The organism is Thermogemmatispora tikiterensis (assembly GCF_003268475.1).
Taxonomy (GTDB): Bacteria; Chloroflexota; Ktedonobacteria; order Ktedonobacterales; family Ktedonobacteraceae; genus Thermogemmatispora; species Thermogemmatispora tikiterensis.
The window spans coordinates 3,951,636-3,975,276 of sequence record NZ_MCIF01000002.1 but is presented as its reverse complement, the minus strand read 5'-3'; the positions used below and the strand labels follow the sequence as shown (position 1 = coordinate 3,975,276).

Sequence of the window (23,641 nt, the reverse complement as noted above, 5' to 3'; positions counted from 1 at the left end):
GGTGAGGGACATGGACGCTGGCCCAAGTAGTAGTAGGCGTGTAGCTCTTACATGCCTGCTCGCGGGTAAGTGTGTGTCACCTCATCGAGTAGGGGGGATCTAGCTTTCGCCCGACGTATACTGGCGTACGGTCTCATCGCTCACTCCCTTGTTCTGGAGAGCAATTAGTCAGTCAGTCAGTGATCGTCCCCTCTGTATCACCACCTTACTCGATGAGCGTGATCCTCTGCCAGCGGTCAGCCGCTATCGAGTAAACACTTCCCGCCTGCCAGTCAGTCCTACGTGCCCTTTTTTCAAGGGTACCCCTGTACGCATGGGTTTCCCGCTTCATCTGCAGCACTGACCGGGCCGACGCCCGCGCTAAGGCGATGTCTGCCTGTGGCCTCTACCCGGCTTGTTCTACCATTCGCCGGTAGGCTGTCGCAGCGCTGCGCTCCGGCCTGTCGCCTGCCGCCTGCGCCCGGCCTTACCTGTGCCGCGCCCTTCCCGGTCAGGCAGCGATCACTGTGTTCGTCATCGTCAGGCAAGCCAAACAAGTCATAAGCTCCTCTCGCTCAACCACACCGCTGTGGCTGAGCGACCGGCCTGTATTGTCCATCGAGCAGACGAGGAAAGGTGGTGATACCCTTGATCTACTTGAGCACACTGCTGCGTCAGAGTGTCCATGATAGCGAGGGACGGCGCCTGGGTACACTTTCTGATTTGTATGTCTCGCCGCGCGAGACCTTTCCTTGCGTGACGGCGCTGGTTGTGCGCCCACCGCTGAATACCAATACGCTGGTGGTGCCCTGGTCTCAGGTGCACAGCATTGAAGAGACCCCTGTTACCCTGAAGGTTCGTCAGGCCGAGATTACCCCCTATACGCCTCAACCCGATGAGCTGCTACTCAAACGCGATATTCTGGATAAGCAGATCGTTGATACCCAGGGCGTGCGCGTGGTGAAGGTCAACGATCTGAAGCTGGCACAGATCAAAGGAACGGCGCGCCTGATCGGCGTGGATATCGGCGTGAGTGGCCTGCTGCGCCGGCTTGGGCTGTTGACTCCTATCGAGCTGCTGAGCCGCGTGCTGCCATTGCGATTGCAGGATCGCACCATCACCTGGAACTACGTGGAGCCGATCCAGGTGGTTCAGGCGAGCACCAGCACCAGCGAGCAGCTTGCTCCGGCTCTGGCCGGAGCCGGGCTGGGCGGTACTGCCCTGGTCACGGCGGGCGGCGTCGTGCCCCAGGTCCAGCTGAGTGTGAGCCGCACAAAGCTGGCGGATCTGCACCCGGCAGATATCGCCGATATCCTGGAGCAGCTCGACGCCCAAGAGGCCGGCGCCATGCTGGAGCGCCTGGACACTGAAACAGCTGCCGATACCCTCAGCGAGGTTGAGCTGCCGCTACAGGCCGAGATTATCAGCGGTCTCGATTCTGAACGCGCTGCGCGCCTCCTGGCAGCCCTGGCTCCCGATGACGTGGCCGACGTCCTGGCCGAGTTGCCACGCGAGGAGGCTGAGCGCTTGCTGAACCTGCTGCCCGCTGAGGCGGCCCGCCAGGTGCGCGATCTGCTTCACTATGACAAACAAACCGCCGGCGGCCTGATGACGACCCGCGTGCTTGGGCTACCCCAGCATCTGACGGTCGAAGAGGCGCTGGCCTATCTGCGCCACCACGCCGATCATCTGGAGACAATCTATTACCTCTATGTGGTCGATGACGAGCAGCACCTGGTGGGCGTGGTCTCGCTGCGGAGCCTGGTGACCGCCGATCCGCAGACACGCCTGCAGGACCTGCTCAATCCCGATGTGATCCATGTCCATACCGATACCGATCAGGAAGAGGTGGCCCGCCTGATCTCGCACTACGACTTGCTGGCAGTGCCGGTGCTTGACGAAGAGGGCCGCCTGGTCGGCCTGATCACGGTGGACGATGTGATCGACGTGATCCGCGAGGAGCAGGCTGAGGATCTCTCGGAGATCGCTGGAACCAGCGTTGAAGAGTTCACGACCGAAGAGGAAACCCTCTCCTGGCGCGCGGTGGTCGGGCGCGTGACCTGGCTGGCAGTCAACGTTGCCGCCGGGCTGCTGCTGGCGCTGCTCTTGCACGGTCTATTCGGTCCAGTGTTGCGTGCCAGCGCCCTCCTGACACAGGACCCGGCGACGTTCGGCGGCCTCTTGCGCGCTCTCCACTCTCCAACAACCTTGAGCGGCATGGTCTCGCTACTGCCAATGCTTCTGCTGACGAGTAGCAGTGTGGGTTCACAGGCCCTCGGGGTGACCGGCTGGCAGCTGCGTTCACAGCGCGGACGCGATTTCTGGCGCGGCTTCTTCCGCGAGCTGCAGCTGGGCACCGCTGGCGGAGTACTGGCCAGTGTCTGCGTGGCCGCTCTAAGCTGGGCTCTCTTTGGATCACCCCTGCTGGCACTGGCAATGGGGATTGGGCTGGGCCTGACGCTTCTGCTGGCGGCAATCCTGGGCCTGGTCCTGCCTACGCTCTTCTATCGACTCCATCTACGCGGTAGCTTGCTCAATGCGCCGCTACTGGACCCGCTGATCGTCGTGTTGAGCGTGTGCGCCTTTCTAGGCATCACGCTGCCGTTGCTGACGGGTCCGCTCTATACAGGCTAAGCCCTGCTACAGGGATGGCGGGCCGCCAACGCGCAGGAGCGCGGCCCGCCCCTGCCCGGCTGGTTAATCTGCCCCCCTCCTGACCTTCCCCTCCGCCTGACTTCCCTCCTGGCTTGACATCTCGGCAATTCGTTCTCTATACTCAATTTGTGAATACTCAAAAATAGAGTTTTCACCGCTATTTCAATCGCGCTCATAGCTAGAGAGCAGGGAGAAGAAGGAGGCCCACCATGTCTACAGTCCCCGCGCAGACAGCCTATTTCTCGCCCTCGCCGCGCCGACAGGCTCGCTGGCGACTCCTGTCTGGCGCCTGCATACTGATCCTTGCCCTGGCGCTGGGGCTGGCCGCCTGTGGCAACAGCAGTGAAAGCACCAGTAGCAGCGGCAGTGCCAGCGCCCCGGCGGTCACGCTCAACGTTTTCGCTGCCGCCTCCCTCAAGAATGCCTTTCAGGACATGGCCAACCAATACCACAAGGCCCATCCCAACGTCAGCTTCAAGTTCAACTTTGCCGGCTCGCAGGTACTGGAGCAGCAGCTGGCCAATGGCGCCCCAGCGGATGTTTTTGCCTCAGCCGATCTGGACAACATGAACAAAGCCAGTCAGGCCGGCCTGGTCAACAATTCCCAGATCTTCGCCAAGAATCGGCTGGTCATCATTGTGCCCTCCTCCAATCCCGCGGGCGTCAACGGGCTGCAAGATCTGTCCAAGAAGGGACTGAAGTTTGACATCGCCGCCTCTACGGTGCCTGCGGGCAAGTACTGCCGCCAGGCTTTCGACAAGATGGCCCAGTCCTCGACCTATGGCCCCCAGTTCGAGAAGGCCCTGCTGAGCAACGTCATCTCCCAGGAGGACAATGTGACGGCGGTACTGCAGAAGGTTGAGCTGGGCGAGGCCGATGCCGGTTGCGTCTATCAGACGGATGCCGCCAGCGCTCAGGGCAAAGTCAAGATCATCCCGATCCCAGACGAGTTTAACGTCATCGCCCAATACCCGATTGCGGTTGTCAAGACCTCGGCGCACGCTTCCGAGGCCCAGAGCTTCGTCGACTATGTACTTGGGCCGCAGGGACAGGCGACTCTGGAGAAGTATCAGTTCATTCCGAAGAATGGTTGATGTGCAGCAGGCGCCGGCCCCCCGCGCAACCAGGCCGCGAGGCCGGCGTCCCTGGCTTTCAGCCGCGCGGGGCCGCACCCTGATGGCGATCCTGGTCGGGTTGCTGGCCGCCAGTTTTCTGCTCTTTCTGGGCATTCCTCTGGCGGCCCTGCTATTGCACGAGCCACCACAACAGCTATGGAACGCTTTGACGCAGCCCGACACTTTTACGGCCCTGCAGTTGAGCCTGGTCACCACCACCGCCAGTACGGCGCTCAGCGTGCTCTTCGGCCTGCCAGTGGCCTGGGTACTGGCACGCACGCGTCTGCCAGGCCGGCGGCTGCTAGAGACCCTGGTGACGATGCCAACGGTGCTGCCGCCAGTGGTGGCCGGTGTGGCACTGCTGCTGACCTTCGGTCGCTTTGGGCTGCTGGGACGCTATTTGAGCGCCCTGGGGATCAGCCTGCCCTTTACAACAGCGGCTGTGGTTATGGCCCAGACCTTTGTTTCGGCCCCGTTCTTCGTCAACAGCGCCCGCGCCGGCCTGGAGCAACTCGATCCTCGCTATGAGCAGGCGGCCTATACGCTGCGCGCCTCCCCCTTCTATGCCTTTCGCCGCGTGGTGCTACCCCTGATCCGCCCGGCCCTCCTGAGCGGCATGGGTCTGACCTGGGCACGCGCCCTGGGCGAGTTTGGTGCCACCATCACCTTTGCAGGCAACTTCCCCGGCACTACGCAAACCATGCCGATCGCTATCTATATCGCGGCGGAAACCAACCTCGACGCAGCGGTAGCACTCTCGGTGCTGGTCCTGGCGGTCTCGTTCGCCCTGCTGCTGGCACTACGCCTGGGGCGCGAGGGCTGAAGGAAGAGATACAGACGGGCAGGCGCCCCACTCCCAGAGGGCGACCTCTCCCGGCCCTTGCTGATGCAGGAAGCGCAGCAGCCCGAGGACCAGCCCATTCTCCTCACGGGCGGCCAGCCCGGCCCGATCCGCTCCCCCTCTCAAGGAAGCAGCTAGCAGCGGCTCTGGCTCTTCGAGGCCAGGACCAGCAACGGCGAAACGGCGAGAGGCAGGGGGAGGCAGACGGAAGGACAGGCAGGCAGGCAGAGAGGCAGGCCGGTGAGTAGCGAGCTGGCAAGGGGCAGGAAAAGCTGTTCCTAGTTGCGTCAGCTCTTCCCATTTGTTACAATGTAGGTGCCACTTGCAACACGCGCGGTCATGCTGTCAGTACATCCTTTACACCCGCCCGGCGACGGATCGGTTCGATCAGAAAGGTACGGAAGTAACCAGTGTCGAAAGTCTACGCAATCGCCAACCAGAAGGGCGGTGTGGGCAAAACCACCACCGCTATCAACCTTGCAACCTATCTGGCAGCCGCGGGTCGCAAAGTGCTCCTGGTTGACATGGACCCGCAGGCCAATACGACCAGCGGCATTGGCGTTGCTCCGAAGGTGCGCGAACACACTGTCTACGACCTGCTGGTCAGGCAGGACGAAGGTGTCACGATTTTTGATGTCATCGTACCGACCAAGCGCCGCGAGCTAGTAGTGGCGCCCTGCACCGTCGATCTGGCCGCGGCGGAGATCGAGCTGGTCAGCGCCCTGGCTCGCGAGCAGCGCCTGCGCCAGGCCCTTGAGCCTATTCGGCGCCGCTGTGACTATATCTTGATCGATTGTCCGCCCTCGCTCGGCCTGCTGACCGTCAATGCGCTGGTGGCTGCCGATGGCGTCATTATTCCGATCCAGTGCGAATATTTGGCCCTGGAGGGCCTCACCAAGTTACTGAATACAATCCAGCTCGTGAAGAATAAATTGAACCCCGACCTCTACATCGCTGGCGTCCTGTTGACGATGTACGATCCCCGTACGCGGCTGGCCGGCGAGATCGTCCGTGAGGTCCGCGGGCATTTTCCGAACGAGGTCTTTAATACGATCGTGAATCGCAATGTGCGCCTCAGCGAGGCCCCCAGCTTCGGGCAGCCGATTCTGGACTACGATCCTGATTCGCCCGGCGCCCTCGCCTATCGCGCGCTGGCAGAGGAGGTAATGGCCCGTGGTTAATAAGAAGTCTCCGATCGGGCGCGGTCTCGATGTTCTTTTCTCTGGCTCTGGCGCCTCTCCTGCCCCCGCCGTGGAGACCCCCGCCGCGCGTCAGCCGGCGCCGCGGGCGGATGCCGAGGGCGCGATCCAGTTGGTTCCTATTGATAGTATTTTGCCGAACCCACGCCAGCCGCGGCGCATCTGCCGCGACGACGATCCTGCTCTACTGGAGCTGAGCGCCTCCATTAAAGAGCACGGTCTGCTCCAGCCCCTGATTGTGACGCGCCTGGAAGAGGAGAGCACTGGCACCCCCGACCCCTGGGCCAGCGCTCCTGATGACGATCCCTGGGCCGCTCCCGCTCCCGCTCCCGCTTCGGAGGCACGCGCCGGCACTTCCTACGTTCCTCCACTCCGCTATCAGCTGATCGCCGGTGAGCGCCGCTGGCGAGCTGCACGCCTGGCCGGCCTCTCGCAGGTGCCGGTGATTGTCAAGGAGGCCAGCCCTCAGCAGATGCTGGAGCTGGCGCTGATCGAGAACGTTCAGCGGGCCGATCTCAACCCAATCGAGGAGGCTCTGGCTTATCAGACCCTGGCTCAGGAGTTTGGCCTGACCCATGAGCAGATCGCCGAGCGCGTCGGCAAGCAGCGAACAACGATCACGAATACGCTACGCTTGCTGAATCTGGCGCCCGCTGTCCGCGAGAGGCTCCTTAATCCAGGCGAACACTTCACCGAAGGCCACGCACGAGCAATCGCTGGTCTGTCGAGCTACGAAGACCAGGAGGAGGCGCTGCACCAGGTGCTCTCTCGCCGCCTGACAGTACGCGAGACGGAGGAGCTGGTGCGCGGCTGGAAAAGCCTGGAGCAGCCCGCTCGCCCCACTCCCAGCCGCTCGACTCCTGTGCGCTCCCCCGACCTGGAGGAGTTAGAGACCCAGTTTCGCAATTCGCTGATGGTGAAGGTCGATCTGCGCTGCAACGCCAGGGGCAAGGGCACGATAGTGCTGCATTTCAATAATCAGGAGGAGCTGGAGCGACTCTACGCCCGCCTGGTCAAAAACGAAGTGGAGTAGTTGCGGGAGGCTGCGATGGCTACCCTGGAAGATCCTTTCGGGAAGGTGCGCCCGAAGTTAGTAGCGGCACGCACCGAGTTTCTGGCCGAGTTAGCTCGCTTTCAGGCCGCCGAGCTGGAGCAACGCCCCTCACCCGAGGACTGGTCGGCACTGGAAGTGGCTTATCATCTCTATGTAGTCGATGGGTTGACGCTGCAGGAAATGCGGCGCGTGCAGGAGGAGGACAACCCCGAGCTGCCAGCTCTGGAGACAGAGGGGCCGCGGGTGACGCGTGAGACGGCCCGCGATCTCTCGCTGGACGCGGTGCTGGCCGGTATGGCAGCACGCCGCGAGGAGATTCTGCAGTTCCTGGCTGAGCTGCCCCCGGCAGCCTGGGAGCGCCCCTGTCATCACCACGCCTGGGGCGCGTTGAAATTCTACCAGCTGGTGAATGTCCTGGCTCAGCATGATCGGCAGCACGCCCGCCAGTTGGTGGAGATCCGTGAGCGCCTTCGCCCCCGCGATAGCGGGACGTCACAGGCCGCTTCGGCGAATTCCTCGCTTTCTTCTTCTTGAATCTCCACCAGCTGAGCCGCTCCTGTTCTTGTGCTGCGATTCTGCCGCTGTGGTTCTACACAGATTAGCAGCGGCTCAGCCTCGCAAGCCCGGTCGGACTTCCCCCTTCTCCGCTCCGCTGACGGCCAGCGGCTCTGCCAGGCAGTTCAACGAAAGAAAAAGAACAGGAAAGAGCAGGCAGGAAACCCTACCTGCTCTTGTTTCGTTTCTGTACTTCAGAACGTATAAACAAATAAGTAGGAAAGAACAGCTCACCGTCGATCGCGGCTTATCCGCTCAGCTTGGCCTGACTGCTGGCCGGCGGAACCGATTCTGCTCCTGGCCTTGGGGAGGGCCAGCGCTGCCTTCACCCAGGGCGGGTAGCGCACACAGCCCGGCTCAGGATAACAGAGGGAACCAGACTGCGCTCGCTTGCACCTGGCTCCCTGCCAATACCTACCCGCCGTCAATCAGCCCTGCTGCTCTGAAACCGAGTCGCGGGGCGACTCGCCCAGGAGCTTGTCAAGCGTCGTGCGCTTGATCCGGTAGCCATGCCGCTTGCTCTCCTTCTCGTGATGGGGGAGGAGAATGGCCTCTAGCATGCCGTTCTTAATCCAGCGCCTAACGGTGGTGGTCTCAACGCGCAAGAGGCGGGCGACTTCGCTGACGGTTAACAATTCTTCCATGTATGGTCACTCCTTTCCAGGTACAGAGGGATAGGAAACGGAAGACGGGCTTCACGCATCGTGACCGCCTCCCTCCTGAGCCATATAATTACTGATGACGGTATGAACGTATGTATGTATCTCATTGATATGTGCCTATCATATGCGATCACGTTTTCTTTTTCAAGGGTTTGCGACAGAAATAGCCATGAAGGGGAGTCTTCGCGCTGACAGCGAAGCTAAAAGTGTCGCACAGAGTGAACATGAGCTGACTCTCAAACACATCGCATGTTCGCCACAATGCAGAGCGCTATGTTAGTAGGAGAGAGCAGGAGAGCGTAGGGAGCACCGAAGAGCAAACAAGCAGACAAGAAGATGGCAGACAGGAGAAAGGACCAGTACCTACCAGTCAAGAGGAAGGAGAGCCTGAGACCTCCACCAGACCCGCTCAGCGCAGCATCTCCCTTGCTACGGCGACAGGCTGCCACTGAGTGAGCCAGCCAGGAGCGCTGGCCCCACCCATCCCGAGCGCAGGCGATCGGCTCACCCGCCCTACGCCCGACCAGAGCGGGACCAGCGCCACATCAGGCCAGCGCTAGAGACGCAGAGAACGCGATAGCAGATCAGCGGCTGCACCGGGCCCGCTCATTGCTCCACCTGGCGCTTGCAGTCGTCCTGACGGTTCGCTGCCGGCACTCCCCGCTTCCACGGTTTCGAACTGGAAGCCAACCAGGCTGCTGCGCATCTCCTGGATCACTGCCGCTAGCTGTTGAGCCAGTGTATTGACTTCGCCGGCAAAGGCCAGAGAGAGACGCATCACCTCGCTACTCTCTCCCCCTCCCGCTGTCCCCCCCACACCACCAATAGCCGCCCCTCCGGCGGCGTTGAGTACCACCCGCAGCCGGTTGATCTCTTGCCCAACGGCTAGCAGCTCTCGATCGACATCCTTCAATGAAGATTCCAGCTGGCGCTGGAGGGCCCCCAGCCCCTGCTCCAGTTGCTGGAGCAGAGGAGTGGGGATATGCAGCTCGCGACGAATGCCCTGAGCGTTGGCCGTCCAGCGGGAAGGACGGGCGGCTTCCTCCTCAATTTGGCGCAGCAGCGCACTCAGGCGCTGCAGCTGCTCGACGGTCGTCGCATCGAGCAGCCCCTGTAGACGTTCACGACTGCGGCGCAGGCGACCTTTCAGCTCACTTAGTTCGCGCTCCAACCTTTCCCCCAGGCCCTTGCCAGCAGCGGTGGAGGTCGTCAATGCGCCCGAGGGGGTGCGCCCCTTCTCAGTGCCGCTGCCCAGGCCCGGCATCTGGCCCTCGGGCCGCGCTGGGGCCTGCAGGGGATGCAAACTCTGGATGAGCGCTTCAGCATGCTCCTGCTCTTGGCGAGTGATTACTTCCAGTTGTTGAATTGCCACCTGCACACGCAAGACAAAGCGCCGGAAGCGTCCAACGGTGAAATTGAAGGCGTTGGCGAGCAGGCCAATGGGATCATCGCTCACCGGGGCATTAATGCGCAGATCACCAGCGCTGACGACGCGCATGTCGCTGAAGAGATGCTCGGCAGCGTTGGTCAGGGCATCGCGCTGGCGTCGGGTCTCTTCCAGCAGGTTGAGCAGGGTCTCCAGCATGGCGTTAAAGGCCGCCGAGACCTCAGCAATCTCGTCGCGCCCGATGACGGTGACGCGCGCCTCCAGTTGCCCGCTTTCAATGGCACGCGTCACTTGCTGCAAGTGGCGCAGACGACGTACCAGTGTCCCTGAGATGAACCAGCCTACGAGGACGATGGCCAGCGAGGCGACAATGGCACCGATGATACTGGTGATGAGCTGGTCCTGCTCCTCGACGGCTGCCGCCTGCTGCACGGCAGCGGCGAGGCGCTGGTTCAGCTGAATGAGCGCCCGCAGAGCGCTGAGCGCGTCAGCATTGGTCGGCTCGGCCTGGAAGCGTAGCAGGTTCTGAGCATCGCTGAGATTACCCTGGGCAATGTCCTGTAAAACCTGGTCCTGGGCGGAGCGATAGAGATGCCAGGTACGCAAGGCACTGGCCAGCAGCGTTTGCTGTTGTCCTTGCTGGCCACTCTGACCGGCCTCGGCGAGCAGGGCCATCTCATCGGGATGATTATCCAACAGGTCCTGAGCGACGTAGGCCGATAGGATGTTATCATAGCGGGTCGCCAGTCCCGTGATGGCCTGACGGTCCTGAGTAATCGTTTCCTGGGATGGTGCCGGGGCACTGGCAGCGGCCAGGAGATTGTGCACCTCGGTGTTCATGAGTTGGAGATAGTCGGCGCCGGTGGTGAGCGAGGTATTGATACTGAGCAGTTTCTGATAAAAGCTCGACTGCCGACTGAGGGATTGAGAGCGCAAGACCCCGATCAGGCCGGCGGCGATTGCCGCGATGAGAGCGGCCAACAGAAAGCCTAGCGTGAGACGCTTGCCAATGGAGAGATTGAGAAGCAGGTTACCGCTGCGCCGCGAGCGGGGACGAATGCGCAGGCTGGGGCTGTTGCTGGAGGCTGCCCCTGTCGGCGGCAGCGACGGCGTCGCCAGCGAGGGTAGTTGCACCTGACCCCTTCTCCGAGCTGGCTGCTGCATCCTTACCCCTCCTCTCTGCGGCTGAAGGCGCGATCTTCTTCTGGCCTGGCCACCGCGGCCAGGGAGAGCGCACTGGCACCCTCTCTGCTGCTCCCGTTGAGGTTCATGGCAGCAATAGGAATATAGCCCATCTCCTGCGCCTTCTGTTGCACTGGTGCGCTGAGCATGAAGTCAAGAAAGGCGCTCAGCAAGGGATTGTCGTCGCCCAGCGTATACATATGTTCATAGCTCCAGAAAATATAGCGACCGGCCACAATGTCAGCGAGCGTGGGCCTGGCTCCTTCGATGGCCAGAACGCGCACAGCCGGGGTCAGCACAGAAAGCCCGAGATAGCCAATGGCCCCCGGCGTGTGAGCCACGGTCTCGCGCACAGTCACGGAAGAGTCAGTCTGCAGGAGCTTCCCCTTCTCGTCGCGCCCCCCCAAAATGTATTTGCGGAAGGTGTCGCGCGTGCCCGAGGTTTGGGGACGCACGACCGGCACAATGGGCAGGTCAGGACCGCCGACCTGGCTCCAGTTGCGGATGCTCCCGGTGGAAAAAATATCGATGATCTGCTGACGCGTTAGCGAGGTGACAGTGACATCGGGATTGACGACCATTGCAAAAGGGATGACGCAGACGATATGATCGGTCAGATTGGGATCGGGATAGATGGCCGGGTCGGCATAGATATCTGAGTCGCCAATGTCCGCCTGGTGACTGGTGACAGCAGCCAGGCCGGCCCGGCTGCCCCCGCCATCCACTTGAATATGTACCTGGGGATGCTGGCGCTCAAAGAGGCTGGCCGCAGCGCTGACCAGGGGCTGCAAGGCGGTCGAGCCAGCGATGTGAAGCCGCCCACTGAGAGCACTCTGCGAGTCTGCTCCTTCCCCACATCCCGCCAGGAGGATGAGTACAATCAGACCAAGACCGATCAGGACAGTGTTGATTTTTCTCCGTTTTTTTCTGCTGACCATTTTTATCAATCGCTACCAATGATTGGAAAATACGTGCTTGAAGAAGAGAGCCAGATCTACATGTTCGCTCAGCACTCCGCGCGCCTGGGTCAGTCAGCCCACAGGCCAGCAGAGCCTCGGATACCTCCCTCACATCTTATGCAAGACAATGTTTAAGCTGTCATTAATCGCCGGTGAAGGAAAGTTGATCACAATGTTAAATCTCCCCCAGCCTCATAGGGGGAGGGCCCCCACGACGGCAGGGAAAGAGTCGCTGCTCTGATAAGCAAGGCAGCGTATCAGGACGAAGGACACAGCATCAGGGTACGCTCTCTTGTTTGCTTGTTCGTTCGCTCTGGCTCCACTGCTTGACTGCCTGGTATAATCTAACCAGGAAGACACACCTTGAGAGGAGAGCAGCCTTTTCTCTCGAAAAGGAGTATGGAGTCGTCTGGCGAAAGGTAAGCAAGCTATGCCCCAGCAGCGTAAAAAGCAACGTTCCTCTAGCTATAGTAGTAATAGCCAATCACGTACTGCAGCGCCCATCTTGAGAATCGCCTCAGGAGCAGGAGCGACCAGCGTTCTACCACCCACGGCCTCAGCTCCTATCGCTACAGCTGAGGCCAGCGCTGTCTCGTCTTCCACCCGGCCAGCGGAGAAGGCGGCTTCGGAGCATGCGGCGGAGCGGAGCGTGATCCGTATTGTGCTGGCCGATGATCATACGCTGATGCGCGAGGGTTTGCGCCATTTGCTCGAACTTGAGCCGGACCTCAAGGTTGTTGGCGAGGCCGCCGATGGCCAGGAGGCCCTGCGTGTCATTCGCCAACTCAGTCCTGATGTGGTCCTGCTCGACATCAGTATGCCGCAGCTGGATGGTTTGGCGCTGACACGCCAGCTGACCGAAGAGCAGCCCCAGGTCGCCATCATTATCCTGACCATGCACCGCCAGCATCCCCAGGTATTACGAGCCATTAAGAACGGCGCCCGCGGCTACCTCCTCAAAAGTGCCTCTTCTCAGGAATTGATCCGCGCCATCCGTACAGTGCACGCTGGCGGGGCCTTGATTGAGCCGGAATTGACCGGCACCGTGCTCGCCGAGCTGCGCCGCCTTTCTCAGCTACCAGGCGCGCCAGGCGCTCCAACTCTGAACGACCTGACGGAAAAGGAAATAGAGATCATCCGCTATGTGGCGCGGGGCATGAGCAACCGCGAAATTGCCACTCAGCTTTCCTACTCCGAGAAGACTGTCAAAAATTATCTCTCGGTCATCTTCCAGAAGCTCGGCATTCGCGATCGCACGCAGGCGGCCATCTTCGGTCTGCGTCAGGGCCTGTTGTCTGATGAGGGGCTGTGAGCTGAGAGCCAGCGAGCCAGGGCGCTGACGCTGGCCCACCAGTGATAGGGCAGGCCGAGGCCCCGAAAGAGCCGGCCCAGCATCCGACGATCGAGAGGGATGCGAGAACGGGCACCATAGACTCTGCCGCGCCATTCGACGCCGTGCCCTGTTAGCCTGTGCCAGCACGCCTGAGCTAGCATCCCCATGAAGAGCAGACCGGCCAGCGGATGGGTCAGGGCCTGGTACCAGGGCAAGCCAAGAGACTTATCGAGTGAGCGGCGATAGGCAAGGAGGGGGAGCAGGGTAAGGCCCGTAACGAGCGCAGCTTCGCCCCCACCGACCCCGTGCTGGCGCCACCAGCTCCGACCCAACCAGAGCAGCAGGGGTAACAGGAAGGGCCCGACTACGACGAGCGGCAGCCCGAGCAGGGCGGCCACCATAAAGGGGAGTCCTCCACTGCCGACAAAGATAGTCTTGCGCCAGCCACGCCAGAGAGCTGGCAGTCCCCGATACATCTGGACGCGCACCAGCCCACGCCCATCGCCGAGGGCGAGACGATAGCCAAGACGCTTCACAACGGCAGCCAGGTCGCGATCATCGAGCGGCGAGCCGCGCAGTTCAGGGCGGGCATAGCCACCGAGAGCCTCGTACACAGAACGACGCAGCAGGATATACTGCCCATTGGCTGTAGCCAGAGGAGAGCGAGGGAGATTGACAAGGGGGGGAGGAAACTGGAGGCTCATGCCCATGAGGGCCAGGGGGAGTGTGAGCCGATTCCAGCCATCGACCAGCACCTGCTCGGGCACCAGGGAGAGCAGATCGAGACCGCGAGCCAGGGCTTCGCCCAGGGTCAGGCGCAAAGTCTGCGGCGCCCAGTAGCTGTCAGCATCGGTAAAGACCAGCCAGGTGCCACGGGCCTGACAGGTGCCGGCATGCAGAGCATGTGGTTTGCCCGCCCAACCCGGGGGAAGTTCCTCACTGAGAGAGACAAGGTGCAGACGGCCCGCCGCGGCTGGCTCCGACGCCAGGCGCTCCAGAATGGCCCGCGTGTGGTCGGTCGAGCCATCGTCGACTACAATCACTTCGTAGTCTCCAGGATAGTCCTGGAGAAGAAGCGAACGCACACAACGCCCGATATTGGCTTCTTCGTTGCGCGCTGGCACGATGATCGAGACGACAGGCAGCTCTTCGGCTCCTGCCCCAGGCCGCCGATGCCGCAGAGCAATGCTCCGTCGGTAAGGGTGGGCAATCCAGTGTAGAAAGAGATAGAAGGCCGCTGTCACGAAGGCGTAGCAGCGGAGCACTAGGCGCCCGGTCCGAGGGGATGGCTCTGACGCCAGGACAACCTGTTTGAGCAGCTTCCGGCTCATAGTCTCATTATAGCAGCTCCGGGCAGAAGCTTGAAATATTGCGACCGCGCCCCCGCTGATGTACAATCACGAAGAGTGAAGCATTCTCGCTTGTTACAGGCCGAGCTGGCACAGAGGCGTGCCGTCCCGCTGCGGCGGTGTATGCTCCCGCGACAGCGGTCTGGCGCCCACCAAAGGCCGGAAGGCCCGAGTGCCCAGGACCGCATCCCCAGCACAGGCAGAAGAAGAGAGGAGGGCCTATCCTCTCCACCCCATCTTTTCGCCAGGCTGTGGAAAGGCAAGTTCGGCCAGAGAAGAGAGCCGAAAAGGGTACGGGCGCGAGCAGGGCTTGCCCCCAGGTGTGAAGAGATCAGCCCGCTCGCCTGTGAGTCGGTAGTATAGAGGAATAGCATGCGGTATGGACGGTATGGACGATACCCCAGGCTGGCACTGAGCGCGCTTTTCATCGTGGCGATCATCTTGCTTCATGCCTGGTCCCCCCTGACGCCGGCTCCGGTAGTACAGGCGCACGCTTTTGTGATCGGCTCAGAGCCGATCGACGGTTCAACGGTGCCAACACCGCCGAGGGTGGTGCGGATCTTCTTTAATGGCCCCATCAGCTCCGCTAGCAAAGCTCTGGTTTTTGATCCCAATGAGCGCGTTGTAAACGCCGCCGCCAGCTATATCCCGCCGAACCAGCCGCGGGAGCTGGATACGCCTCTGCAGCCAAATTTAAGCGAAGGGAGCTATCTGGTTCGCTGGATAGCGCTGGCGGTCAACGACGGGCGCACGACGCAGGGGGCCATCGGCTTTAATATCGGCCACTCCAGTACTGGCCTGCCCGGGCAGACCATCCTTGGTCCGAGCACCAGTAATTACTTGCCAACGCTCGATCTGCTTGGCATCCTCTCAGTAGCCTGGGAATGGCTGGTCTTGACGGCCCTGACCTTCTGGGTCGGCTTGCTGGTCATGGAGCAACTGGTTATGGAGCGCCGGGCACGTTCGCTGGACCTGCTCATGCGAGCGCGCGCTCGGGCTCGTCCCTTGCAATGGCTCTGCCTGACCGCCCTGCTGGTCGGCGAGGTGATTACCTTGATTCTGCGCTCGGCCAGCCTCAGTCAGGCTTCGGCAAGCGGCGGCATCGATTGGCAGGCCCTGCGGGCCATCCTGGTCACAACATCTTACGGCCCGCTCTGGCTGGCGCGTCTGGCCCTGATTGGCCTGGCCCTGCTCTGGCTGGGAGTAACTGGTCGCCGACGCACGCCCAAAGAAGCTACCGCCGGCGTGGCTCGCGTGCTCCAGCGCGGCAGCGGATCTCGCTTCGGACGACTCAGGCGCCAGGTGACGCAAGAGTACCGCGTGACGAAGGATCTGGTCACGACCGAGGAAATGTCTCCCGGCAGCAGTAGCCTCCCACTCTCGCCCTGGGATACGGTACTCTGGCTGACTCTGGCCGCCCTCTACCTGCTCGCCTGGACATTGACCAGCGATGAGGTGCAACAAGCCTCGCTCCGCCTCAGCGCTATCGTGCTCTCCTGGCTGGCCTTGCTGGCTCAGGCTGTCTGGCTCGGGGGCCTGGCTTACCTGGGCTACGTTTTGTTGCCTTTGCTCGCTGGCATCGAGCCGGATCACCACGCCGACCTGCTGGTAACCCTGACCCGCCGCCTGATCCCGCTGCTCCTGATGGCGATGGCCGTCCTGCTGGTCGGTCAGCTCTTCCTGGCGGAAAGCGTTTTCTCCGATCCCCAGGCTCTGCTGACTACCGCCTATGGCCGCACGCTGCTGGTGCGCCTGGCCTTAACTGCTCTGCTCCTGGTCCTGACGCTCTTTATGCTCTTCCGCATCACACCCAGGCTGGCGCGCCAGACGCTGCTCTTGCCGGTGGTCGATTCCGAGCTGCCCGCTCGCCGCACACGCCGCGAGGCCCTTCTGCAAACAGAGCGCCAGCTTGGGCGCCTGCTGAAGGTGCAGTCCTGGGTTGGCATGGCAATCTTGCTCTGCGCTGCCCTGATGAGCTTCTTCGCTCCCCCCATCGCTTTCCCTCAGATCAACTACGCTCAGGCGGTCCAGAATCAGGCCGGCCAGGCAGCAGCCCCCAACGCACCGCCGGCCACGGTGCAACAGGTCGGCGATCTGACGGTCTCGCTCCTGATAACACCAGGCCGTGTCAATAGACCCAATACGGTCGTGATTCTGCTCACCGATAGCCACGGCCAGCCCGTGACCAATGCCCGCTTGAACCTGGCCATCAATATGGTGCTGATGGATATGGGCACAGTCCAGCAGACGCTGAGTCAGGGACAACCAGCCTATGTGGCGACCTTCCCCCCGCGCGCGACCTTCGATATGGAAGGGTTGTGGAAACTTGAGCTGACCATCGAGCGCCCCGGTCAGGCACCGCTGCAGACGACCTTTGAATTCACACTAAGCTGAGTCAATCGACGGCCACAAGCCCTGGCCTGGATAGCTGGCGGACCGCGCGATCTAGCAGCTATCCAGGTCCACAGGCAGGAGCACCAGCCACGCCTTTTTCTTTCCTCGCTGGCCTAGAGATTGGGGCGCGACTCCTCTCGATAGCCGGCCTCACGCAGCGCCTCGCGATGACGAGCCGCACGCTCAACATAGCGTTGAGCGCTGCCACGGATATGCTCGATCTCCTCTGGCGTAAGGCTGCGTACGACACGCGCCGGCAACCCAAAGGCAAGCACACCTCCCGGGATTACTTTGCCCTCACTCACCAGGGCACAGGCCCCAATCATGCTCTCTTCTCCAATGCGCGCATGGTTGAGAACGACGGCTTTCATGCCCAGAAGGACGCGGTCGCCCAGGGTCGCACCGTGGATCACGCAGCCATGACCAATGGTGCAGTCCTCGCCGATGGTCAGGGGAGCGTCGGCATCCAGATGCAGCACACAGTTGTCTTGAATGTTGGTGCGCTTCCCAATGACGATGGGACCCGTGTCTCCGCGAATTACGCTGTTGTACCAGATGCTCGCGCCCTCACCAATGGTAACGTCGCCTATGACATAGGCTCCAGGAGCGATAAATACATCCTCGGCAATACGTGGCCATATTCCATTAAAAGGCAAAACAGGCATGTGCTTCCTCTCAGCAGGAACGTCTTGAACGGGCGGGTCTTCACAGCGTCGGCCAGTTCCCTGACCAGTGCGCTTACCCGCTTCCTCACCATAGTACTCGCAGCTATGCTCGCTCGACAATGCCTCCCCTGGTTCTCGCTTGACTTCTTATATATACATATATCGCTATTCTAGATATAAAAGGCGTTTTTCCTTCTTGACGTGGTGGCTATCGTAGTTTAGTATAGAAGCGTTATATTGACACACTGTCTGTCAGGCGGTAGCAGTGCAGGAAGGGTAGAAACGATGTCAGGTCTATCGACCGGTTGGAAGAGTGAAAGACCATCGCTACATGGCACAGGGCGCACCTTGCGTCACGGCGAATATCGCATTGAAGGAGCGTTAAGCTATGGAGGAGCCGGGCGTCTCTTCCTGGCGTCACACGTGACCCTGGACACGCCGCTGGCCCTCAAGCAGCTGCCGGGCGACCGGCCTCTACCGGAGAGCGTTGTTGAGGAGCTGGACCTGGCCTTGACACACCGGCAGAAGAGAGCGCCGTTGTCTCGGGGGCAGGACGATTTTCCCGTCAGCGGCGGCTCATACACCGATCGCTTTGTGCGCGAAGCGCTGCTCCTGGTGCGCCTGCGTCACTCGGCCATACCGGTGCTCTACGATTATTTCTTCGAAGACGGCTACTGGTATCTCGTCTTGGAATACTGTGCTGGGCCAACGCTAGCCAGTTATCTGCGTCAGCAAGGGCCGCTGCCGCCGCTGGAGGCTCTCAGCTATGCCATGCAGATCTGCGATCTCTTCGAGTATCTGCACTCTCAGATGCCTCCGGTGATCTACCGTGGACTGCGCCCCGCGAGCGTGATTCTGACCTCGGGCGGGCGGCTGGTCTTCTTTGACTTCGGCTGCGCCTGCTACCTTCGCAACGGTCAGCTTTACGCCGACTTCGAGCCGGGCGTTCCGGGCTATGCTGCTCCCGAGCAGTACCAGCGCGGTGGCCAGTGTGACGAGCGCTCAGACCTCTTCAGCCTGGGTGTCCTGCTCCATGAAATGGTGACCGGCCAGAACCCGCTTGGCAAAAACGGGCGCCTGGAGCCGGTGGCGCGGCTCAATCCCGGCCTCTCTCCAGCGCTTAGCGCCTTGATTACCATCGCCACGCGGGCGGACCCGCTCTATCGTTTCCAGTCGGCGCGGGCCTTCTTTCACGCCCTCGAACGGATCGTCTCTCTGGAAGAGCGGCGGGCCTATCAGAGGCTGATGCGCCTGCACCTGAGCCGCGGCTCGGCCCCTGCCGGCCCTGGCCCGATCCAGGCTTCGGCAGCGCCCGCCGCCATCACCCTCAAAGCGCTGGCTCCCGGCGGCGCCCAGCCAGCTCCCCCAACCTGCTCACCCGAAGAGTTCGCCGCTGAGCCAACAATGGCGATCCCCGCTGAGCAGATCAAAGTCGCTACCTCCCCATCTGAGCAGACCGCTCAGATGCCGGCGATCACTCCCCAGAGCCAGGAGCGCCCTCTTCGTCCCTCACAGCAGTTCAAGCGCCGCCACAGGCGGCTTGTTTTTTTCCTCGTCTTGCTCGCGCTTCTGCTGCTGGGCATCTTCGGCCTGAGCCTTTACCTGCTCAGCCAACTTCAGGATGCCCCTTTCTGGCTGGGCGTCAGAATCTCATAGATCAGCGGGCCGCTTTGGACGGGGGTCTCGCTCCAGCGATAGCAGGCAAGCAGCTCTTGACGAAGAGCTGCGCATTCCTCCTCGCTGCGCGCGTGCATCTCGACCAGCGGATCACCCGCCTGGAGATAGTCGCCGACCTTGGCCTGGAGCAGCAGGCCGGTGCGGTGATCGATGGGATCGCCCTTCCTGAAGCGGCCCGCTCCCAGGCGCATCGCCGCCAGCCCGACGCGCTCAGCATGGATAGCGGCAATATAGCCGCTGCATGGGGCAGTCAGCATGCTGATCACCGGCGCTCGCGGCAGACGCTCTGGCTGCTCTATCTGCTGCGGGTCGCCCCCTTGGGCCTCGCAGACCTCCGCCAGCTTGGCCAGAGCACGCCCACTCTCGATGGCCTCCTGTACCCGTCGCTCGGCCTCCTCACGCGTCGGTGCGGACCCGGTCATGACAAGTAGCTCAGCAGCCTCGTGGCGACAGAGCTGACTGACATCCGCTGGCCCCTCACCGCGCAGGATGGCAATGGCCTCGGCCACTTCCAGCGCATTGCCTACAGCCCTCCCCAGCGGCTGCTCCATTGCAGTGACCGCGGCCTCAGTGTAGAGGCCAGCACGCTGACCAATCTCCACCATGATACGCGCCAGCTCGTGGGCCGCCTCGCGCGTCTTCATGAAAGCACCCGCCCCGACCTTGACATCCAGCAGCAGATGGGAGGCTCCCACGGCCAGCTTCTTGCTCATAATGCTGGCTGCGATCAGAGGAATGCTCTCGACCGTGGCCGTGACATCGCGTAGCGCATACATCTTACCATCGGCTGGCGCCAGCTCCGCCGATTGACCCGCGAGCACCAGGCCATGCTCCTGCAAGATGCTCAGAAATTCCTCACGTGTCAGGGCCGTGCGCAGTCCGCTGATGGACTCCAGCTTGTCGACGGTGCCCCCCGTATGGCCCAGGCCGCGCCCGGTCATTTTGGCCACCGCCACGCCACAGGCGGCTACCAGTGGCGCTACCGCCAGGGTGACCTTGTCTCCTACGCCACCGGTACTGTGCTTGTCTACAACCGGCTTCAACCGCTCGCATACACGCAGCTGCTCGCCCGAGCGCGCCATCGCCAGGGTCAGATCGCTCGTCTCGCGGTCATCCATCCCTCGCCAGCAGACCGCCATTAACCAGGCAGCCATCTGGTAGTCAGGAATGTGCTCGTGAGTGTACTGCTCTACTAACCAGTTGATTTCTTCAGTTGTAAGTGCATCACCGTTTCGCTTCTTTTGAATAATTTCAACGGCTTGCATACTATTCTGCTCTTCCCTCACCCAGTTATCGTCGCTGGCTAAGCGCGCCGCTGCTCTGCGGGCCATTCCTCTGTGAGCACAATGCGCAGCGAGTCGACCTCGAAGCCGCGATGAGTCTCAATCAGATAGCGCCTGATGAGCTGTCCCCCCAGGCGCGCCCGCCGGTCAAAGGTAAGCCGTCCATTGTTGAAGGCAAGGCCCAGATCGCTCTCTTCGCGAAAGCCACGAATGACTACGCTATCATAGCTCTCTTCATCGTGCTCAGAGAGGGCCTTGTAGAGCGTGGCAACCTGCTGCCAGGCGGGACAAGAGGGATAAACGATGTCAACGACTTTTTTGTTGCCGGCCTCTCGTCTGCTGCTCCCCACCGTGTAGGCGAGGGCCGCCGTCGCCAATTCCTGCAATTGGGTCAGCGTCTTTGGCGGGAAGCCCGCTGGCGGGCTTGGGGCGGCCACTGGCTCCCCTGGCGGCGCCGTGGCCGCAGGCTGAGCTGTAGCTGTAGCTTCCACGATGCCTGGACCTGGCAGACGGACAGGCTGGCTCCGCACCCCTGGTCTAGACCCCGCCGGCGGCGGGACGGCTGGCGTTATCTGGGGTCGCATCGACAGGGGTGGCTGCTGCACCGTGCCGATGGCTCGTCCACAGCGCAGGCAATAACGTGTAGCGTCCGTATTGGCCTGACCGCAATAGGGGCAACGCATAGCTCTCTCCCTCCCTCTGCTCCTTCAGGGTGGTCGGCTCTTGATCAGCAATCAGCCAGTTCAGTATATCACGGCAGGATTGTCTGTCCGGCCCGGCTCATCATCCCTCCCATCACCCCAGTCGTGACTTTCGTCATAGGCATAAACGCATGTGAAGCCACAGTTCAAAATAGATCCTTCGATCCTTCCTTATCAGCCTGGCTGCTCTTTATACTACCCCCATAAGCCAAAACCAGGCAACGGTGACAGGGTACTGGAGACGCAGACCAGTAGCAACACAGGATAGAAGGCGTCTCATGCTCTCAGATCCACCTGGCTTATACATACAGGTATTACCTTTTTTAAGCAAAGCGACATTGTTACCTCTGCAGAGAGGAGAGGAGGTATCAGGGAGTGACAGATGAGCAAGAGACACGTTTCAGGGCAGAGGCCCGTACCACGCCGGCGGCGACAGCCGGGTCTGAGGCTGGTCATCTTGTCGAGGTGCGCAACCTCGTCAAGCGTTTCGGCAAACTGGAGGCTGTCAAGGGTGTCTCCTTTAGTATCAAGGAAGGCGAGATCTTTGGTCTGCTCGGGCCGAACGGAGCTGGCAAGAGCACCATCATCAATATCCTCTGCGGCTACCTGCCAGCGGACGAGGGAGAGGCCCTGATCTGCGGTCACTCTGTAAGACGCGAGTCCCAGACTGTCAAGCGCCTGCTGGGGGTAGTGCCCCAGGAGATCGCCCTCTATCGAGATCTGAACGCTCTGGAGAACCTCGATTTCTTTGCCTCGCTCTACGGCACGCCCGCCTCCGAGCGCCGTGGGCGAGCCGAGGAAGTGCTGCATTTTGTTGGCCTCTATGAGCGCCGTAAGGAGCCTTTGAAGAACTTTTCTGGTGGGATGCTGCGCCGGCTCAATTTTGCCGTCGCCCTGATGCACCACCCGCGGGTCTTGCTCCTCGATGAGCCAACCGTCGGCGTTGATCCTCAGTCGCGCGAGCACATCTTCGAGAACATTGAAAAGCTGGCCGCCAGTGGCACAACCATCCTCTATACCACCCACTATATGGAGGAGGCCGAGCGGCTCTGTCAGCGCATCGCCATTATGGACGAGGGGCACATCATCGCTCTGGGGACGCTGGAGCAGCTTCTGGCCATGCGTGATCAGACACGTGCCGCCTATCGTCCCCACGGACTGCAGGAACTGTTCATCCAGTTGACGGGCAAGACCTTGCGTGATCTCTAGCCCCGGTCGGCCAGCCAGGCCTTGCCTGGGATGGCACCTCATTCATTGGCGCCTTATACGGCTAGATAGGAGGATGGAGCGGCTATGCGAGCCATGTTCTCGATCTTACGAAAAGATTTGCTACAGATCCTCAGAGACCGATCGTCGCTGATCTTGATGCTGTTGGTCCCGCTGATACTTGTTGCCACGGTCGGCTTCGCCCTCGGCAGCGTCTATGGAGGCGGCCAGAACACTATTACGATCCAGGTAGCGGTCAGCGATCAGGATCACGGCCTGGTCGGTCAGGCGGTTTTAAAGGCCCTGGATCAGCACAGCTCTCAGCTGACCATCAAGTTGACGCGTTACAGCGACGCCGCCGGTGTGCAGCAGGCCGTTTCTCAAGGACAGGGTTCTGTGACTGGCGTAGTGATCCCGGCAGGAACGACAGCCAGGTTGCAGCAGGCCGCCGCCCGCGGTGAGCCAACGCAGAACCTGGTACAGATCTATACGATTCCCAGCAGCAACGACCCGAGCAGCGCCGTTATTCAGAACCTGGTCACGAGCACTGTAGGGCAGCTGGCTACGGCAACCTTCGCAGGCAGCGCCGCTATTCAGGAGGTTGAACGCCTCTGCCAGCAGCCGGGCAATCATTGCGAGCCAGGCAGCGTCGACCCGCAGACGATCGCCAGCCGGGTAGGGGCGGCGAGCCTCAAGGTTGTGCCGCCAGCTCAGGTGGCCAGTCTGCACGCCGGCAATGTCCCGCCCCAGGTCAATGTATTCGATGTGACCCTGCCTGGCTACGCCATTCTCTTTGCCCTCTTTGGTCTGCAGGCGGTGGCGGGTAGCATCCTGGAGGAGCGGGAGAGCGGCACCCTGCGCCGTCTGCTGGTCGCCCCAGTGCAGCGCTACGCCCTGCTTGGTGGCAAGCTCCTCACGCAGTTCCTGGTGACCATGTTGCAGCTTCTCATGCTCTTCGCGGTCGGCAGCTTCCTCTTTAAGCTGCACGTCAGCAATTGGCCTGGAGTAATCATCTTGCTGGTGGTCACCAGCTTTGCCATGACCGGCTTCGGCATTCTGCTGGTCTCGCTGGTTCGAACGCGGCGCCAACTGCCCCTGGTGCTGACCATTGTCACCTTGACAACGTCAGCCATTGGCGGCGCCTGGTGGCCACTGTGGTTAGAGCCACAATGGCTGCAGATGGTGGCTCACGTGGGCATCGTGGCCTGGGCAATGGAGGCTCTCAATGGTCTGATGATCAGTGGGCGTACGCTGGCCGAGGTGCTGCCCAACGTTCTGGCTTTGATCATCTACGGCCTCCTCTGCTTCATCCTCGGCCTGGCCCTTTTCCGCTTCCAGCCAAGAACAGTGAACGCCTGACATACCACCATCAGGGAGCGAATGGCCGTCCTCACCTCCCTCACGGGTGACGGGTCCAGGGAGACCACAGTGTGGCTTACCTTCCT

18 protein-coding genes are annotated in these 23,641 nt (G+C 61.4%); 11 read left to right on the top strand and 7 right to left on the bottom strand.

Features of this window, described 5'->3' with window-relative positions:
• The first annotated feature begins 627 nt into the window (after nucleotides 1-627).
• From mgtE to A4R35_RS15910, 6 genes are all read left to right on the top strand, one after another.
• On the top strand, nucleotides 628-2,613 hold the full coding sequence (mgtE, locus tag A4R35_RS15935; protein ID WP_189361909.1) for a magnesium transporter: 1,986 nt from the start codon (nucleotides 628-630) through the stop codon (nucleotides 2,611-2,613).
• 230 nt (nucleotides 2,614-2,843) lie between these two features.
• The gene (gene modA, locus A4R35_RS15930) at nucleotides 2,844-3,728 is read left to right on the top strand and encodes a molybdate ABC transporter substrate-binding protein (protein ID WP_112431049.1); all 885 of its coding nucleotides are present in this window, start codon (nucleotides 2,844-2,846) and stop codon (nucleotides 3,726-3,728) included.
• A complete protein-coding gene (locus A4R35_RS15925; RefSeq protein WP_112431047.1) occupies nucleotides 3,721-4,572 on the top strand; it encodes an ABC transporter permease in 852 nt (283 codons plus the stop codon). The genes modA and A4R35_RS15925 overlap by 8 nt, the downstream gene beginning before the upstream one ends.
• Before the next feature lie 428 nt (nucleotides 4,573-5,000).
• Nucleotides 5,001-5,771, top strand: coding sequence for a ParA family protein (locus A4R35_RS15920; protein WP_052890922.1), 771 nt, complete (start codon nucleotides 5,001-5,003; stop codon nucleotides 5,769-5,771).
• On the top strand, nucleotides 5,764-6,822 hold the full coding sequence (locus A4R35_RS15915) for a ParB/RepB/Spo0J family partition protein (protein ID WP_112431045.1): 1,059 nt from the start codon (nucleotides 5,764-5,766) through the stop codon (nucleotides 6,820-6,822). Before A4R35_RS15920 ends, A4R35_RS15915 begins: the two co-directional genes overlap by 8 nt.
• A gap of 15 nt (nucleotides 6,823-6,837) precedes the next feature.
• Complete coding sequence (locus A4R35_RS15910; RefSeq protein WP_112431043.1) at nucleotides 6,838-7,377, top strand: DinB family protein; 540 nt, start codon at nucleotides 6,838-6,840, stop codon at nucleotides 7,375-7,377.
• 449 nt (nucleotides 7,378-7,826) lie between these two features.
• On the opposite strand, the gene A4R35_RS15905 is transcribed toward A4R35_RS15910, so the two are convergent.
• The 3 genes from A4R35_RS15905 to A4R35_RS15895 all read right to left on the bottom strand — a co-directional run bounded on the left by A4R35_RS15905 (nucleotide 7,827) and on the right by A4R35_RS15895 (nucleotide 11,567).
• Entirely contained in the window at nucleotides 7,827-8,042 is a 216-nt protein-coding gene (locus A4R35_RS15905) for a helix-turn-helix domain-containing protein (RefSeq protein WP_112431041.1), read from the bottom strand.
• A gap of 574 nt (nucleotides 8,043-8,616) precedes the next feature.
• The gene (locus tag A4R35_RS15900; protein WP_112431039.1) at nucleotides 8,617-10,611 is read right to left on the bottom strand and encodes a methyl-accepting chemotaxis protein; all 1,995 of its coding nucleotides are present in this window, start codon (nucleotides 10,609-10,611) and stop codon (nucleotides 8,617-8,619) included.
• A gap of 2 nt (nucleotides 10,612-10,613) precedes the next feature.
• The gene (locus tag A4R35_RS15895) at nucleotides 10,614-11,567 is read right to left on the bottom strand and encodes a phosphate ABC transporter substrate-binding protein (RefSeq protein ID WP_112431037.1); all 954 of its coding nucleotides are present in this window, start codon (nucleotides 11,565-11,567) and stop codon (nucleotides 10,614-10,616) included.
• Nucleotides 11,568-12,018: 451 nt separating this feature from the next.
• On the opposite strand from A4R35_RS15895, the gene A4R35_RS15890 reads away from it, so the two are divergent.
• A complete protein-coding gene (locus A4R35_RS15890; protein ID WP_223258360.1) occupies nucleotides 12,019-12,900 on the top strand; it encodes a response regulator transcription factor in 882 nt (293 codons plus the stop codon).
• Here A4R35_RS15890 and A4R35_RS15885 read toward each other — a convergent pair.
• Nucleotides 12,870-14,252: a glycosyltransferase gene (locus A4R35_RS15885; RefSeq protein ID WP_112431035.1), complete on the bottom strand. Its 1,383-nt coding sequence runs from the start codon at nucleotides 14,250-14,252 to the stop codon at nucleotides 12,870-12,872. The two genes, A4R35_RS15890 and A4R35_RS15885, sit on opposite strands and share 31 nt — an antisense overlap.
• A gap of 390 nt (nucleotides 14,253-14,642) precedes the next feature.
• On the opposite strand from A4R35_RS15885, the gene A4R35_RS15880 reads away from it, so the two are divergent.
• On the top strand, nucleotides 14,643-16,664 hold the full coding sequence (locus A4R35_RS15880; protein ID WP_112431033.1) for a copper resistance protein CopC: 2,022 nt from the start codon (nucleotides 14,643-14,645) through the stop codon (nucleotides 16,662-16,664).
• 113 nt (nucleotides 16,665-16,777) lie between these two features.
• Here A4R35_RS15880 and A4R35_RS15875 read toward each other — a convergent pair whose 3' ends face one another.
• Nucleotides 16,778-17,329, bottom strand: a complete 552-nt coding sequence (locus A4R35_RS15875; protein ID WP_112431031.1) for a gamma carbonic anhydrase family protein — start codon at nucleotides 17,327-17,329, stop codon at nucleotides 16,778-16,780.
• 285 nt (nucleotides 17,330-17,614) lie between these two features.
• Between A4R35_RS15875 and A4R35_RS15870 the strand changes: the two genes are divergently transcribed.
• On the top strand, nucleotides 17,615-18,985 hold the full coding sequence (locus A4R35_RS15870) for a serine/threonine protein kinase (RefSeq protein ID WP_112431029.1): 1,371 nt from the start codon (nucleotides 17,615-17,617) through the stop codon (nucleotides 18,983-18,985).
• Here the strand turns inward: A4R35_RS15870 and A4R35_RS15865 are convergent.
• Nucleotides 18,946-20,271, bottom strand: a complete 1,326-nt coding sequence (locus tag A4R35_RS15865; RefSeq protein ID WP_112431028.1) for a thymidine phosphorylase — start codon at nucleotides 20,269-20,271, stop codon at nucleotides 18,946-18,948. The two genes, A4R35_RS15870 and A4R35_RS15865, sit on opposite strands and share 40 nt — an antisense overlap.
• Before the next feature lie 38 nt (nucleotides 20,272-20,309).
• The gene (locus A4R35_RS15860; protein ID WP_112431026.1) at nucleotides 20,310-20,972 is read right to left on the bottom strand and encodes a hypothetical protein; all 663 of its coding nucleotides are present in this window, start codon (nucleotides 20,970-20,972) and stop codon (nucleotides 20,310-20,312) included.
• A gap of 393 nt (nucleotides 20,973-21,365) precedes the next feature.
• On the opposite strand from A4R35_RS15860, the gene A4R35_RS15855 reads away from it, so the two are divergent.
• Nucleotides 21,366-22,199 carry an ABC transporter ATP-binding protein gene (locus A4R35_RS15855; RefSeq protein ID WP_112431024.1) on the top strand — a complete coding sequence of 278 codons (834 nt, stop codon included), beginning with the start codon at nucleotides 21,366-21,368 and terminating at the stop codon, nucleotides 22,197-22,199.
• Between the two features lie 84 nt (nucleotides 22,200-22,283).
• Entirely contained in the window at nucleotides 22,284-23,555 is a 1,272-nt protein-coding gene (locus tag A4R35_RS15850) for an ABC transporter permease (protein ID WP_112431021.1), read from the top strand.
• Nucleotides 23,556-23,641 lie beyond the last annotated feature (86 nt).

Excerpts from the sequence above, each read along its gene's own strand:
- A4R35_RS15880 (WP_112431033.1), top strand. The coding sequence starts at position 14,643 with ATGCGGTATGGACGGTATGGACGATACCCCAGGCTGGCACTGAGCGCG.
- A4R35_RS15870 (WP_112431029.1), top strand. The coding sequence starts at position 17,615 with ATGTCAGGTCTATCGACCGGTTGGAAGAGTGAAAGACCATCGCTACAT.
- A4R35_RS15895 (WP_112431037.1), bottom strand. The coding sequence starts at position 11,567 with ATGGTCAGCAGAAAAAAACGGAGAAAAATCAACACTGTCCTGATCGGT.
- A4R35_RS15900 (WP_112431039.1), bottom strand. The coding sequence starts at position 10,611 with ATGCAGCAGCCAGCTCGGAGAAGGGGTCAGGTGCAACTACCCTCGCTG.
- modA (WP_112431049.1), top strand. The coding sequence starts at position 2,844 with ATGTCTACAGTCCCCGCGCAGACAGCCTATTTCTCGCCCTCGCCGCGC.
- A4R35_RS15910 (WP_112431043.1), top strand. The coding sequence starts at position 6,838 with ATGGCTACCCTGGAAGATCCTTTCGGGAAGGTGCGCCCGAAGTTAGTA.
- A4R35_RS15905 (WP_112431041.1), bottom strand. The coding sequence starts at position 8,042 with ATGGAAGAATTGTTAACCGTCAGCGAAGTCGCCCGCCTCTTGCGCGTT.
- A4R35_RS15875 (WP_112431031.1), bottom strand. The coding sequence starts at position 17,329 with ATGCCTGTTTTGCCTTTTAATGGAATATGGCCACGTATTGCCGAGGAT.
- A4R35_RS15860 (WP_112431026.1), bottom strand. The coding sequence starts at position 20,972 with ATGCGTTGCCCCTATTGCGGTCAGGCCAATACGGACGCTACACGTTAT.
- A4R35_RS15865 (WP_112431028.1), bottom strand. The coding sequence starts at position 20,271 with ATGCAAGCCGTTGAAATTATTCAAAAGAAGCGAAACGGTGATGCACTT.
- A4R35_RS15885 (WP_112431035.1), bottom strand. The coding sequence starts at position 14,252 with ATGAGCCGGAAGCTGCTCAAACAGGTTGTCCTGGCGTCAGAGCCATCC.
- A4R35_RS15925 (WP_112431047.1), top strand. The coding sequence starts at position 3,721 with ATGGTTGATGTGCAGCAGGCGCCGGCCCCCCGCGCAACCAGGCCGCGA.
- A4R35_RS15890 (WP_223258360.1), top strand. The coding sequence starts at position 12,019 with ATGCCCCAGCAGCGTAAAAAGCAACGTTCCTCTAGCTATAGTAGTAAT.
- A4R35_RS15850 (WP_112431021.1), top strand. The coding sequence starts at position 22,284 with ATGCGAGCCATGTTCTCGATCTTACGAAAAGATTTGCTACAGATCCTC.